17 protein-coding genes are annotated in these 14,089 nt (G+C 43.3%); 3 read left to right on the top strand and 14 right to left on the bottom strand.

What is annotated here, in order from left to right; all coding sequences use genetic code 11:
- Positions 1–134: 134 nt before the first annotated feature.
- Complete coding sequence (locus tag DHX103_RS11340) at positions 135–413, bottom strand: hypothetical protein (RefSeq protein ID WP_422122390.1); 279 nt, start codon at positions 411–413, stop codon at positions 135–137.
- Positions 414–812: 399 nt separating this feature from the next.
- Between DHX103_RS11340 and DHX103_RS11335 the strand changes: the two genes are divergently transcribed.
- Positions 813–2,249 carry a carbon starvation protein A gene (locus DHX103_RS11335; protein ID WP_422122389.1) on the top strand — a complete coding sequence of 479 codons (1,437 nt, stop codon included), beginning with the start codon at positions 813–815 and terminating at the stop codon, positions 2,247–2,249.
- A 237-nt stretch (positions 2,250–2,486) separates the two neighbouring features.
- On the opposite strand, the gene DHX103_RS11330 is transcribed toward DHX103_RS11335, so the two are convergent.
- The 8 genes from DHX103_RS11330 to DHX103_RS11295 form a co-directional block, all read right to left on the bottom strand.
- A complete protein-coding gene (locus DHX103_RS11330) occupies positions 2,487–2,900 on the bottom strand; it encodes a hypothetical protein (RefSeq protein WP_422122388.1) in 414 nt (137 codons plus the stop codon).
- Between the two features lie 47 nt (positions 2,901–2,947).
- Positions 2,948–3,529, bottom strand: a complete 582-nt coding sequence (locus DHX103_RS11325; protein WP_422122387.1) for a hypothetical protein — start codon at positions 3,527–3,529, stop codon at positions 2,948–2,950.
- A 211-nt stretch (positions 3,530–3,740) separates the two neighbouring features.
- Entirely contained in the window at positions 3,741–4,925 is a 1,185-nt protein-coding gene (locus tag DHX103_RS11320; protein ID WP_422122386.1) for a M20 metallopeptidase family protein, read from the bottom strand.
- Positions 4,926–4,985: 60 nt separating this feature from the next.
- Complete coding sequence (locus tag DHX103_RS11315) at positions 4,986–6,002, bottom strand: TRAP transporter substrate-binding protein (protein ID WP_422122385.1); 1,017 nt, start codon at positions 6,000–6,002, stop codon at positions 4,986–4,988.
- 13 nt (positions 6,003–6,015) lie between these two features.
- Positions 6,016–6,825 (bottom strand): creatininase family protein, encoded by an 810-nt coding sequence (locus DHX103_RS11310; protein ID WP_422122384.1) that lies wholly within the window; start codon positions 6,823–6,825, stop codon positions 6,016–6,018.
- 22 nt (positions 6,826–6,847) lie between these two features.
- Complete coding sequence (locus DHX103_RS11305; RefSeq protein WP_422122383.1) at positions 6,848–8,119, bottom strand: TRAP transporter large permease; 1,272 nt, start codon at positions 8,117–8,119, stop codon at positions 6,848–6,850.
- Positions 8,116–8,634, bottom strand: a complete 519-nt coding sequence (locus tag DHX103_RS11300) for a TRAP transporter small permease (RefSeq protein WP_422122382.1) — start codon at positions 8,632–8,634, stop codon at positions 8,116–8,118. Before DHX103_RS11300 ends, DHX103_RS11305 begins: the two co-directional genes overlap by 4 nt.
- 26 nt (positions 8,635–8,660) lie before the next feature.
- Positions 8,661–9,389, bottom strand: a complete 729-nt coding sequence (locus DHX103_RS11295; RefSeq protein WP_422122381.1) for a GntR family transcriptional regulator — start codon at positions 9,387–9,389, stop codon at positions 8,661–8,663.
- 740 nt (positions 9,390–10,129) lie between these two features.
- Between DHX103_RS11295 and DHX103_RS11290 the strand changes: the two genes are divergently transcribed.
- A complete protein-coding gene (locus tag DHX103_RS11290; RefSeq protein ID WP_422122380.1) occupies positions 10,130–10,507 on the top strand; it encodes a YidH family protein in 378 nt (125 codons plus the stop codon).
- A 335-nt stretch (positions 10,508–10,842) separates the two neighbouring features.
- Here DHX103_RS11290 and DHX103_RS11285 read toward each other — a convergent pair whose 3' ends face one another.
- The 5 genes from DHX103_RS11285 to DHX103_RS11265 all read right to left on the bottom strand — a co-directional run bounded on the left by DHX103_RS11285 (position 10,843) and on the right by DHX103_RS11265 (position 13,459).
- Entirely contained in the window at positions 10,843–11,016 is a 174-nt protein-coding gene (locus DHX103_RS11285; protein WP_422122379.1) for a hypothetical protein, read from the bottom strand.
- Positions 11,017–11,217: 201 nt separating this feature from the next.
- Positions 11,218–11,613 (bottom strand): DUF3021 domain-containing protein, encoded by a 396-nt coding sequence (locus DHX103_RS11280; protein ID WP_422122378.1) that lies wholly within the window; start codon positions 11,611–11,613, stop codon positions 11,218–11,220.
- Positions 11,614–11,924: 311 nt separating this feature from the next.
- Positions 11,925–12,272, bottom strand: coding sequence for a hypothetical protein (locus tag DHX103_RS11275; RefSeq protein WP_422122377.1), 348 nt, complete (start codon positions 12,270–12,272; stop codon positions 11,925–11,927).
- Between the two features lie 36 nt (positions 12,273–12,308).
- Complete coding sequence (locus DHX103_RS11270) at positions 12,309–12,827, bottom strand: YcxB family protein (protein WP_422122376.1); 519 nt, start codon at positions 12,825–12,827, stop codon at positions 12,309–12,311.
- Between the two features lie 152 nt (positions 12,828–12,979).
- Positions 12,980–13,459 (bottom strand): hypothetical protein, encoded by a 480-nt coding sequence (locus tag DHX103_RS11265; RefSeq protein ID WP_422122375.1) that lies wholly within the window; start codon positions 13,457–13,459, stop codon positions 12,980–12,982.
- A 336-nt stretch (positions 13,460–13,795) separates the two neighbouring features.
- Between DHX103_RS11265 and DHX103_RS11260 the strand changes: the two genes are divergently transcribed.
- Positions 13,796–14,026 (top strand): hypothetical protein, encoded by a 231-nt coding sequence (locus tag DHX103_RS11260; protein WP_422122374.1) that lies wholly within the window; start codon positions 13,796–13,798, stop codon positions 14,024–14,026.
- Positions 14,027–14,089: the final 63 nt, after the last annotated feature.

Raw genomic sequence — 14,089 nt, 5'->3', positions numbered from 1 at the left:
TAAGAACATCGGCAGTTCTGCTTAGCTAAATTTCACAGTTTATCAGATATTTCTTGAGAGTTTCGTTTCCCTGCAAGCATCCCACCAAAAATTCGCCGCCCCAAAAGGAACGGCGGATCACATTTGCATTTAAATTATTTATCGCGATTCGTGGTTTTGTACTTCTCGCCCTTGCTGTCATAAGTGATCCATTCGCCCACAGGCTCGCCCTTATCAAAGGAACCTGACCGCTTCAATGTCCCGTCGGTACGATACCATTCCCAATACCCCTCCGGCTGATCATCAACCACTTTGCCCTTTGACCAGATCGTTTTTCCGCTGGCATGGTATTTTATCGTATAGCCATCAATCACCTCAAGGTTCTTTTCCTTCACACCTTTCGGCTTCGCCAAATCACAGTTTTCGTTGTCCATAAGTTACCTCCTGTCTCATTCCGGATGATTTCGCCATCACCTTTTTTGCAAATAGATTCATTTCTTCTATTCACTATACTTTAAATGAGTTCTATTTCCAGGTATTTCAGGAATGACTTAAAGTGGTGCTGATGTTTGGCATCACTTTTTATTTTGGCCAAAAATATATATTAAAATATTTAAAAATAAAATTTAAGGCTTATCCCTCCAAAGAATTAGAGAAGCTAAATTCCCTCAAACCCAATGGCCACGCTTACATTTCCCTTTTCTTACAAAAATCCTCCTAATAAAACACATAAAAAAAGAAAATTTAATTCTTTCGAAATATTATATTTCATTTTTCAAAATGGTGGTATTATTTGTATACGATATATCGCATACACCGAAAGGAGAAATAATATGGTTACATTTTTCGCTGCACTCGCTTTCTTGATTTTAGGTTACATCTTTTATTCGAAGTTTATCGAAAAGGTCTTTGGCATCGACGATGAAACACCGACTCCAGCATATACCAAAGGCGATAATGTCGATTTTGTCCCGATGAGCTGGTGGAAAGGGAACTTGATTCAATTGCTGAACATAGCTGGACTCGGCCCGATTTACGGAGCTGTGGCAGGAGCATTGTATGGTCCGGTAGCATTTTTCTGGATTGTTGTTGGGTGCATTTTTGCCGGAGGGGTTCACGATTACTTTTCCGGTATGATGTCGATGCGTCATGGTGGCGCGCAATTCCCGACATTGGTTGGTCGTTATTTAGGAAAAAATGCCAAAGCCTTTATTAACGGATTATCTTTAGTGTTGATGCTGTTGGTTGCTGCTGCTTTTACGGCAGGGCCGGCTCAGTTGATTGCTCAAATTACACCCATTAGTTTTATCGTCGCATTAGCTCTTATTTTTGGTTATTTTATTGTGGCAACAATTTTCCCGATCAACCAAATTATTGGCCGTATTTATCCGTTGTTAGGCGGGATTTTATTATTCATGGCGATTGCTGTGGCAGTAGCATTGGTGTTCTCCGGAAAACCGATGCCCAACTTGACCTTCAGCAATTTGCATCCAGGCGAACTGCCGATTTGGCCGTTGCTGATGGTCACTATTTCGTGCGGAGCGATTTCAGGTTTCCACAGTACGCAAAGTCCGATTATTGCCCGCACGATGAAAAAGGAATCGGACGGCCGCAAAATTTTCTATGGCGCAATGGTCATCGAAGGTGTCATTGCGTTGGTTTGGGCGGCAGCTGGAATGACGTTCTTTAACGGGACGGATGGCCTCGGGGCAGCACTGGCAGCTGGCGGCCCTTCAGGGGTTGTCAACGAAATCTCGATTTCCCTGCTTGGCACGATGGGCGGAATCCTGGCGATTTTCGGCGTAATCATCCTGCCGATCACCACCGGGGATACAGCGCTTCGCTCTTCCCGAATGATTCTAGCAGACCTTTTGTCGAAGTTTTACAAAACGGACGGGAAATTAAAAATTCTGTTGATCACGATTCCATTGGCTATCCCGACCTTCTATATGGCCACAATCGATTATACGTTCTTGTGGAGATACGTCGGCTGGACCAACCAGGTGGTCGCAACGTTCATGCTTTGGACGGCGACGATGTATCTATTGAAAAACTTCAAATTCCATTGGATCAGCGGTGTACCGGCAATCTTTATGACAGGTGTCGTTTCCATGTACATCTTTTATGCACCTGAAGGCTTGAATATGGATTACTATATTTCCGCGATTATCGGCTCGGTCATCACCCTGGTTGTGGTCTTGTGGTATGCAGCACAAATTATCCGCCACCGCCCTTCCAAAGAAGTCGATACAGAATACGAAGGAGTTTAATAAAAAGCACCCTGCAGCCCGGCTGCGATGAGATGACTTCGGCATTGTGCCGAAGTCATCTGTTTTTTTGGTTTTTATGGGGTCAGGTGAAGTTTTATTGAACCACAAGTTATATGGATGAATAAAAAGAAAAAGCCATACCCAGATTGCTGATACAGCGGGCATGGCAATGTATGGGCTATAAATTGTTTTGTGTTGTTTGAATTGGTTGGTGCTGTTTTTACACATGGTGACGCTTTATTGATCTCTCCACCAAGCGAGCGAATTGAGTACCAATATGTAAAATGGATACGCCAGCGTTCCGCCCATCGCTAAAAGGCCAACAACCGGATTAGGATTATCTCCGCCGTATGTTATCGGGAATCGCAAAGCAAACACGAAAACGAAAAGAACAAAGTAAGGCAGCCACAGAATCATGGTGACAAAATTAACTTTTCTCTCATCCAACCACTTTTTGGTGAGGAAGTAAATCAGGATCGAGCCTCCTATAAATACAGCACTCAGAGCTGTCCCACTCCAAACAATCACCGTATCAAGCTTCACCTCTGTCAACCTGCTGATGCGATACACATTCAACATCAGTTCAAAGGGAATAAAGACGATCAGAGCATACAGCATACTGATTGCGTTCAACTTCAGGAAATATCTCATTTGATAAAACACCCTTTTGCAAGTATTGGGAACTTCCTTAGACGGATTTACTCGTTCCTTGACCTGTCATAAAAAATGTTAAACATCATGAAGTTGTTTAAAAAACTCATATGAAGATTACCGAATTGAATATTCAGCGTTTTTCTTGATTCGGCTTTGCCGGTTTTTATTTCCTCAATTTGCTCTTCTAACCACAGCAGACTTTCGATGCTATCGACTAAATTTTGTCTGTGTTCTTTTGCGTAATCCTCTGCAGCTGAAAGTTCCAGTAAAGTAGTTCGGGCGCTTCTGACTTCTAATATAAGGTAATCTAAATCATCCATACTCCAACTTACAGGCTCTTTGCTGAGTAGCCAATCCTGTTCAAACAACGGAAGCACATACTGTGTCCGGTCAATTGTTAGATCTACTGCGCTGGCCGCTTCCATTTCCGCGAAATCCTTTTCATAAGAACTTTTGAATTCATTTAAATCCTCTTCATATCCATCGACAACAACGGGATCTGGCGTAAACGAATAGCTTTTCGAAATACCGAAAGCTGAATAGGGATAAAACCAGGTCATTAATAGAAGGAATAAAACAGCTGTCCCCGCTAAACTTAAAATGATTTTTTTCGTTTTCTTCGTCACATGAATACCTCCAACCTTTTAAACAACCATGCCATTGAGTTTAAGAACAATCCTTCACTAACTCTATACATATTTTAACATAAATGGTCAGATTCCCATATAATGCAAAGGAAATCCGCCCTATAATTAACTAGGCGGATTTCCTTTGCAGGTTCATTGTCTATATTAAATTGTATTGCCGTCCATCTACTTAATATAGTAGGAACGCTTCTTAGTCTTTTTGATTTAAATATTCAATAGCAAACCCGCTCATCGCTGTCACTCCGGCTGGAATCGCTTGCTCGTCAAAAACGATGCCTGCGTTATGGAGTGGACGTCGCGTCCGTTCGTTATCCGTGCCCGTTCCGAGGCGGAAAAGCATCCCTGGGATATGTTCCAGATAAAAGGCGAAATCTTCCCCGCCCATAGAAGGCTCTTTTAAATAATCAATATTAGCTTCGCCCAAATGCTTGGTGAGCGCTTGTTCCATCGTTAAGACGAGTGCGTCATCATTGATCAGCGGCGGACTGCCCGGCTGGAATTCTACTGTAGCTTTCGCATTTGATGCCAGTGCGGTATGTTCAGCAACCTCTTCCATCCGTTTTTTCACCATTGACCTTGTTTCTTCATTTAAAGTGCGAACGGTCCCCGACAGAGTAACGTTATTGGCGATAATGTTATTGGCAGAACCACCATGGATTTGACCAACAGTGATGACTGCAGATTCCAGTGGGGACAAGTTTCTGGATACAATTTTCTGAAACGCCGCTATCATATCAGTAGCCACTGGAATTGGATCGATGCTTTTATGCGGATGGGCCGCATGTCCACCGGAACCAGTGATTTCGACTTCAAACATATCGCTTGCTGCCATGATTGGACCATTTTTTACACCGATTTTTCCGGCATCTGTGTATGGCCATGTATGTAGACAGACGACATGATTCGGAACAGGATTTTCCAAGACTCCCGCTTCAATCATACGCTTAGCACCACCCATGATTTCCTCGGCAGGTTGAAAGACAAATTTGATGGTGCCTTTCCAGGATTCTCTTAACCGATTCAATACCAGTGCTGTTCCAATCAGCACCGTCGTATGCAGATCATGACCGCAAGCGTGCATGACACCGGAATTTTTAGAAGCAAAAGGAAGTTCTGTATCTTCCACAATCGGCAACGCGTCAATATCTCCCCGCAACATCAGCACAGGATTTGGTCCATCCGCACCGTGCATCAAGCCGATAAGCCCTGTTTCCATTCCCGTCTCCTGCCACTCTATTGAAGTATCTTTCAAGATTTCCCGAATGAACTTGGTTGTATTGAATTCCTGCATGCTGAGCTCCGGGTTTTCATGCAAATGCCGACGCACTTCAATCAACTGATCTTGTATTTCTTCTACATATTGTTGTAAATCCATAAAATCCTCCTCCATAAAAGAATAAAAACGGGCTGTTCTAAAGCAGCCCGTTTCTTGATCTTAGTCTAAATCTGCTGTGCCCATTTCCACTACCTGGTCATAGACTTCTTGACCCCATACATCTGTACCCAGTGAATCTCTCACTGATTGAGTAGCTTCTCTGAAAGCTTCGATATCCGGCTCGATGAATTCCACACCTGCCGTTTCAATTTCTTCACGCATCGTTTGTTCGCTTTCATCCAGTTTTTCCTGTGTGAATTGTTCAGATTCCACTGCCGCATCCAGCATCACTTGCTGATACTCTTCCGGCAGGCTATTAAAGAACTCATCATTGATTGATACAAACGATGGTTTGTACATATGGTTCGACAAGATGATGAAATCTTGAACTTCATGGAAACCACCGGCATAGATGGTTTCGAGTGGGTTTTCCTGCCCATCAACGATTCCTGTTTGAAGCGCACTGTAAAGTTCACCGAAATCCATTGGTGTCGGACTAGCACCTAAAGCTTCAAATGTTTGAACGTAGTAATCTCTCGCAGGAGCGCGGATTTTGAATCCGGCCATGTCATCCAAATTTGTGATTGCTTGGTTCGAAGAGATGACACGAGGTCCACGCGGCAAAATCCCGATAGTGCGGACGCCCATTTCTTCGACCAATTTCTCATTCCACTCTTCACCAATTTCCGATTCAAGCACGTGCATCCAATGAGCATTGGATTCCATCAAATACGGCAAGGACAGGTACTCGATTTCGTCTAAGCCCGGGTCACCACTCGACATCATTTCAATTGACCCGAGTCTGACTTGCTCCATTTGTTCTGCCGTGCTGCCAAGCTGATTGGCCGGGAAGATTTCAATCGACACATTGCCATCCGTCTCTTCCTCTACAATCTCCTTGAATCGTTCCATGCCTTCAAAAGCCGGCTCACCTGGATTTGCCCAAGTGCTGTAAGAAATATCAAACGTTTCCCCTTCAGTAGTTGAACCGGAACCCTCTTCATCTCCTGTTGAACAGCCAACTAATAAACTTCCCAAAACGACAGAACCCATCAAACCTTTAACCATCTTCTTCATATAATAACCCCTCTCATTTTTTCGATTTTTTAGTAACCATATCGCTTTGCTGCATGCTCTTCACTACCTGATTGCCAACTTCAACTATATAATTAATGATTTTCTCACCGCGTTCTGCTGACGCTTTATATGGATCTCCCATGATTCCTTCTGGAGAAATATCCTCCATGTTCAGATAAGTGTTTATTTTCGATTCACCAATTTTCAACTTGGTAAGTCCATCGATTTCAAAACCTTTCCAGCTGCTGAGCTGGCCTGTCTCAGTTGGAAGCAGGTCCATGCGCATATCATCCGGATACAGATACGACATCATGGATGACAGCGGTTCGCCGCCATGGCCTGATGGATCTTTTCCTTCGCCATAAACTTCTTTTTTCTGCTCAGGATTCAGCATTTGCCAAAGGTCCATCGATAATATAGCAACTCCATCTTCGCGTCTCACTTTTCGGGCCACATTATCGATTGCCGGAGCATTGCCGGCATGGCCATTGAAGAACATAATTTTTGTAATTCCATGTTCAATCAGGCTGCGGCAGATATCGTCCAGCAAACTGATGACAGTCTCCTGTGAAAGGGAAATCGTCCCCGGATACCCCCGGAAATATTCCGAGTTGCCAAACGGCACGGTCGGTAAATAATAAGCTCCTACCTGCTCGGCGACTTTTTCGGCGATGGCTGTTGCAGCCATGAAATCGCCGGTCAACGAGTGAGGCCCATGTTCTTCCATCGATCCCAGAGGCAAGATGACAACCGGGTCCTCCTTAAATGCCGCTTCCACTTCTCTCCACGTCATGTGGTGAATTGCTCTTTTGTTCTTCTGCATTAATTCCACTCCTATCAGTTAGTTAAAAGAATAGTTCTACTATCGATAATGTCAGCCAAGGAATATAAGCTGTCATCAGAGCCACAATTACCAGTGGGATATACATCGGCATTAATTCACCAACAAGCTTTCCGAAAGGAACTTTCGCAATATCCTGCACGACATAGAGCAGGATACCAACTGGCGGCGTTGCCCCGCCAATGGTTAAAGTCAGAACCATCAATACGCCGAAGTGTATTGGGTCCATCCCAACTTCCATAACAATTGGTGTCAAAATAGGGGCAAAAATGACAATCCCTTCACTTGGCAGCATAAACAAGCCAATGATCAGTAAGAACACAACCATCAATGTGATAATCACTGTCGGATCTGTCGAGAAGCTGAAGATAAATTCTCCAATGACATCAGAAATCCGAGCACGTGTAACGACCCATGCGAAGATGGTGGCCGCTGCAATTATAAAGAGGATCTTTGCCGATTCATAAGCTGAATCTTTTAAGATGGTCCAGAACCCTTTCAGCGTCAAATTCTTATAATAGAAGAATCCGATTACTATGCCGTAAAGCACGGCGATGGCAGCTGCTTCAGTTGGAGTGAAAATTCCACTGACGATGCCGACCACGATGATGACCGGCAGCATAACAGCCGGGATGCCGGCACCGAATGCCGACCGCGCTTCACGAAAGTCAGCGCGCGGGTAACTCGGGTACCCTCTTTTTGCTGCTACAAAATACGTATAGACCATTAATGAAATGGCGATTAACACCCCGGGAATGATACCTGCAATCAGCAATGGGCCGATTGGCTGTCCGGTAATGATACCGAAAATGATCAGCGTGATACTTGGGGGGATAATCGGTCCAACTATGGATGATACCGCGGTAAGTGCAGCCGCAAACTTCTTATCGTAGCCTTCTTTTTCCATCGCCGGAATCAGGACGGAACCCAAAGCTACTGTATCAGCGGTCGCTGAACCCGATATCCCCGAGAAGATTAAACTCGCCACAATGTTTACTTGGCCCAGTCCACCTTTAAAATGTCCTACTAATACTTTGGCCATCCGGATAATCTGGTCGGTGATTCCCCCTGAATTCATCAGGCTGCCGACCAATAGGAAGAATGGAACAGCCAATAATGTGAAGGAATCGACGCCTCTGACTAAACTTTGCGTCACCATACTTAAATCATGTCCTTCTACCACTATGTAGAAAACTGAGGAAAGCCCGAGCGCAAAGGCGACTGGCATTCCCAGCAGGATCAATCCGAGCATGATTACTAAAACTAATATAATCATTTTTTCATCTCCTCCATAACTGACCGGTTAATGAAAGTACCCGCGCGGTAACTGCGGATATCCAGGATCGATCTGATCACGACGTAAAAGATCATCAATGCCGCCCCGACTGGAGCAGCTATGCGCCAATAAGAATCCGGAATACCAAGTGCGGCCGAACTCCGCATATGCGCGATCTGGATTAATTCGAACGACGAAAAAATGGTGATGAACAGAAATAACAAAATGAGTAAGCGGATAATCATGCTCGAGATCAACTTCACTTTGGGTGACATCTTTTCCTGGATGAACTCTACGCCAAGGTGCCGATCATCGAACGATACAACGGCCGCGCCGATAAACACCATCCAGATTAATAGGAAGCGCCCTAACTCATCAGGCCATGTCAGCGGCTCATTGAAAACGAATCGGGAAACAACCTGCAGGATCGTCACTCCAACGATTGTCAGCAACATCAAAGCAATAATGGTGCGGAATGGCCTTGCATAATCTCTTTCCTTCACTTTTTCCTTCATCTGGATCCCCTCCACTCTCGAATTCTTTAAATATCCATGTCCGCCTGGTCGTCTCCGAAAGTAATCTGGTACGGCCATTCCTCAGTTTTCACATAATACTCAACGTACTCTGCAGGTTGAAAATTATTGTCATAAGAAATTCGCTCGATTTTCAACAATGGATGACCTGGTTCGACTTTGAGGTAATAACTCAATTGCTCATCCGCGACTACAGCTGAAAGTTCTTCACGTACATAGGAAAATTCAATACCCAGAACTTCCTTGGCGAACTGCCGCATGTTAAAGATATTACCGGCAGCTTTGATCACTTCGACATCCGCATCCACATAATAATTTCGAAGAAGAAATACCGGCGTCTCGTTTTCCGTCCTGATTCTCGTCACCCGAACAACCGGCTGGTCTACAGGAACTTTTAACCTGTCAGCAATGGCTGTATCAGCAAACACTTTAATCGTTTCTAAATTATGGACTTGAAGCTGATTCCATCTCTTGCTGAATTGTAAAACGAAACCACCCATCGGCATCCACGGCCCGGAACCCGGCGCCTCAACCACCACCGACCCGATTCCTGGTCTTCTTTCTATAAACCCTTCGGCCTGCAATTTGCCTAAAGCCTGTCTTATTGGTGCCCGGCTTACGCCATAAATCTCTTGCATTTCCAATTCAGTCGGCAACTTATCTCCAATTTCGAAATAATTGCTTTGGATTTTCTGAAATAAATCTTCATATACATGCATATTCAATAGTTTTTTCATATCCTACACCCCTAGAGTCACTGTCATTACAAACTAAAACTTTGTTATAACAAAGTAATTTAAACTCATATTACAAGGACGAATTGTTATTGTCAATACTTTTTGAATATTATATTTAAATGAATATTTTATAGAGTCGGTCTATTCTGAACACTGTTAAAGTATGACATTTCCTTATTTACCCGCATCCTGCCTCATATTCCGGAGGTATTAGGAATAATGAAGTGTTATACTTTGTTAGTTTTTCATGAATAAAATCAACTTAAAGTGACTGCATGAATATGGGCAGAAACGTTTCAGGAGATCGGCTCTATTTATATGAAAAACCAAAGAAACCCGGCAAGAGAAAGTGAAGTCCTTTCTCTTGCCGGGTTTCTTTAATTGAAGTTTAGACAGTGATTCCACTTGGATTTTCCTTTCTCATTCCCTAGCATGCAATCTTATTTCTTTTCCACCTTCGACCATTCATCCAGCAGCGCTCTGCATTTCGGGTACATTGTATAAAGGAAAACCTTCTACTACGAAATCTGATATAGACAAAAACCCTAACTAATTCATATGCGAATCGCCCACACTTGCATCTTATGACATTGCGGGCGATTCTAATGGGTGCAATTTGCGATTGCGGCATCCTTAAATCTGTAGAAGAGAATCCGGCGCTGCCGCATTTGCCGCTCTTGCATAAATATTGGCGCAGTGGCACAATTATAGAATGAATTGTAACGAAAGGGGCGGAATCGATGGCTCGGCGTTCACGTCACATACCAAAAAATCAGCTGCTGTACACGCAGCAGCATCTCGCAAACGAACGCACCTATCTTGCATGGATCCGGACGGGCATTTCCATCGTTGGTGTCGGTTTCCTGGCGACCAGCCTCCACTTCACCATGGGAATCATCCGCCACCAGTTTGTTGATATCTTTACCATCACCCTTGGCATTTTCTCTTGTATTTTCGGGCTGACCATCATCTTTTCCGCCACCCAGAACTATAAGAAAAAAAGGCTGCAGATCATCAACGAAACCTTTTATCCATCCAATATCCACATATCATTAATTTCTTCCATGCTCGCCATCATGATTATCATGGTGATCATCTATTTTTTCATGATCATGTAATGACAGGCAGTTCCTTTTCTTCAGAACAATCGGGAGCGGTACCTTTCATGAAAATTTTAACCAATAAAACTCCCTCGCCCAGAACATTCTGTTCACGGCGAGGGAGTTTTTTTCGAATTGGAGCGAGAATCGGGATTGTTATTACGGTGCCGAATTTCTATGAGCGGTTATGGGGTTCTATGAGCGGTTTCTGGATTCTATGAGCGGTTATCGGGATTCTATGATCACTCAGCCGTTTTTCAGACTGCTTCCGAGGGCGGCACAATTATTTATTTGCAATAAAATAACCCAGTTCAATAAGAACTGAGTCATCCCCTTTTATAACGTTTGTTGAATTAGTCCGCTTCGTTGACTTGAGGCATTGTTATTGAGTTCCCCTCTAATTCAACAACTCTTTTTTCAAGTTCTTTTACATTTCTAATGCTGTTTAACGCTGTCGTAAAACCGACAACTCCGAACGAAAATCCTGCCATTCCAAAAATGAACCCCACAAGTGCGAAAACCTCCATAATAATCCCCCTATTTCTACTTAAACTCTATATCTCTTCATCTATCCTACAACTATTCCGTTACGTCAGTTTGAGTATAGTTCATACAAACGCTGCATTCAGTTTATCACACCTATCGCAAAGCCTAAAAAATACAGAGAATGTCTTTGCGAATAAAAACGAAAAAAACGAGTTTGCGCTTGCTTTTCCATTGCCCATTATTCAATTGCTCATTCTTTTTCCTCCCTGTTTTTTAAAGTAATAGGAGAAGGCTTTCCAGAGCAATGCGTAAAGGATCGCGAAGACGGCAAGGATCAGCAGGAAGCTTGGTATGGTGAAGGAGAACCAGCCGATGCCGTATGCCAACACGAAGTACAGCACCATGATGGTGACAAAATGCGCCGCCGTTTGTTTCAGCAGCGACCATTTATGGATCTCAAAATACAGTGTGCTCGCTGTGAAAAACCAGCCGCATAGCATGTTGCCGATCGAGTTCCGCACAAACTGTCGGCCGTCCAAAGTCTCCTGTCCGCTTAAGACCATCGTGCTGGTAATGATGACACTGAGAAAAGCCCCGAAGAAGATACCAATTATGCTTCGAATCACAAAGGATTTCATCTCCCTTTCCTCCTGTTCGTTTTCAAGCATTCCTTTATGGCGTTGACGTAATTGCGGAACTCGCTACTGCCTGCTTGTGATGCATGCCATTCCATTAACCTTTTTTCCAAGTACTGAATTTCTGACTTGTTCTTTCTTTCATTTTACTCTCTTTTCCCGGTTTCTCTTTCACGGTTGCTTTGCCGAAATCAATTTCTGGCTTCGCACAATTTATACGGATAAATTAAAAAAACCATACCCAGATTGCTTATCCAGCGGGTATGGCAATTTAGAGGCTATAAGTTTTTTTGTTTGAATCGTTTCGAATTCACTCAAAGCAAATGCTTCCGGCTATGCTTCGGCTTCTCATAGCGCAAATAGACCAAATAGCCATCTATTTTGCCGGTGTCAAACCACGGCAGCGGTTCGGGCCAGGGAAGGATGACATTTTCGACATTCGTGTTATTGAGTTCATTTTCCAAAAAAGATGAGAAGAATTGGGTGTTGGCCACGAGGACGGCCTCAAGTTCATCTTCATGCGCCTCGTCATCGAAATAGGCGGTCCACTGGGAAAATTTCGTTTCCTCGTCCATCGTAATGACCAACGCCCGCAAGCTGGTCGGCACATTGCCGAGCAGCGCGTGGAGAACATTTGTAAATATAGCGCTGCGTTCGACCATATTTCTTCTCCTCCGATTCAGGTGAGTTTTATTCAACTAAAGCCTAGCGCCAATCTTCCCATCCAGAAAACGGCTGACCGCCTCACTGTTCCCCAGCTCTTTCTTCGGAATAATCAGCGCGGACAGCCCGCTATTGTATAAATAAAAACCGGATGGGTCTTCGCCGAAACTTTCGATGCCGCTCCAGGAAATGGACATCTCGCCTTTGGGACTGATTTCACGCAAACCATCTTCCGTAAAAATCATCTTATGCGCCCCCAGCACGCCTTCATTCTTTCCTTCCCGCATCATCTTGGTCGCATTCCGCTTGATCAACCGGTAAAAATACGAAGGATAGAAAATAATCCATAAAATATTAACGATCAGCACGGGAATAAATATAATGAGGAATGGCATGTCCAGCACCACTGAAACAAGAACCGCCAGTACCAGATAAATCACTGGTACCAGTATGCGCTGGATAGTCACTTGCTTTTTAACCGCTTTTGAATTTTTCGCATGAAATAGATTGAAATCGATATAGTCTTCTTCTGTGAGTTTGTAGTTGAGTTCCATCGTTGGGTTGACTCCCCTTTTTCAAATTTCTTTTTCCATTAATCATTGTATACTTGCTTGTTAAATAATACAATATTTTACAATAGGCGAGTCGAAATATTTAAATCGACGGTACTATACATTTTTCCAGCAGTCCCCATTTGGACCTTTCATTACTTTTCACTGTCTAAATAATACCTTTGGACATTCGGCCATAAAGTGACAATCAGAAGGAGCAGACTGTAAGCCATATAGAACAAATGAAGGCCGCCAACCACTTGCAGGAAGTATACCTGAACAGTTATCCAAATGATTAAAGCGAACCCAATATAGAGGGAAAATCCCCATGACCAATGTCTGTCTTTAAAAACATTCAGCGAATCTCCAAACTTGGAGGGCCTTTTACTGAATAAATAATAGGCGATTAACAATGGAAACACACCCAGCACAGTAAACAGGAGGATTCCGGGAATCAGAAAACTACGGAATGGACTATTGTCCAAATAGGAAATGGGGAGTTCCAAATAACTACCGCTTCCTGTTGGTGCCATGATAAAAGACAATCCTCCCAAGATAGCTCCAACCGCTAAAAATACATGTAGAAAGATTAAAATTTTTACAGAAGCCGGCCGCTTGTTGTTAATTCCCTCCATGATCTGCACCTCTTTCTATTTAATGCATTTATTGATACCAAACTACGTTTTTATTTATCTGAATATTATAAATAATTAAGGCGGTTATGTAAACGTATGATTTAAGGCAGGAATTGCGAAAGGGCAATCATCAACAAGCGGGCTATATTATATAGAGAGAACCACACCTTGAATGCTGCAGCATCCGGCATGGCATTGTTTTGACTATAAAATATATTGTATGGTTTGAATCGTTTAGAATTGTTTTTTGGGCATTTCACTAAACTCCAAAAGTATTAATTATCTGATTTTTGTGTTAATATTACATCAGCAATAAAAACTAAGGGGGCATTCATCATGAATCAGCAAGAACCTTTGGAAAAAGAGGAACTTCAAGCCGCCCGGGACTCTAACGAACCTATCGAACCAAAGCAGTTTGATCACACCATGGAACATCGAGATGGAATAGTAGAACCGAAATTGAAAGACTATGTGCCGCTGCAAGTCGGGATGGTCATTTTTACAATTATCATATTGGTACTGGTCTTTGTCGGAAGCATCTCCAATATGTGGGGATTAATAGACTGACAGTTGGAGCGTTATCCGGTTTATGTCATAGCGATCGAAACACATCTAAAACACCTTTATTAA

Source organism: Planococcus daihaiensis (assembly GCF_049262615.1).
In the GTDB taxonomy this organism is placed as follows: Bacteria; Bacillota; Bacilli; order Bacillales_A; family Planococcaceae; genus Planococcus.
Note: the sequence above shows the minus strand (reverse complement) of the source record. Positions and strands in the feature narration are given on the sequence as shown.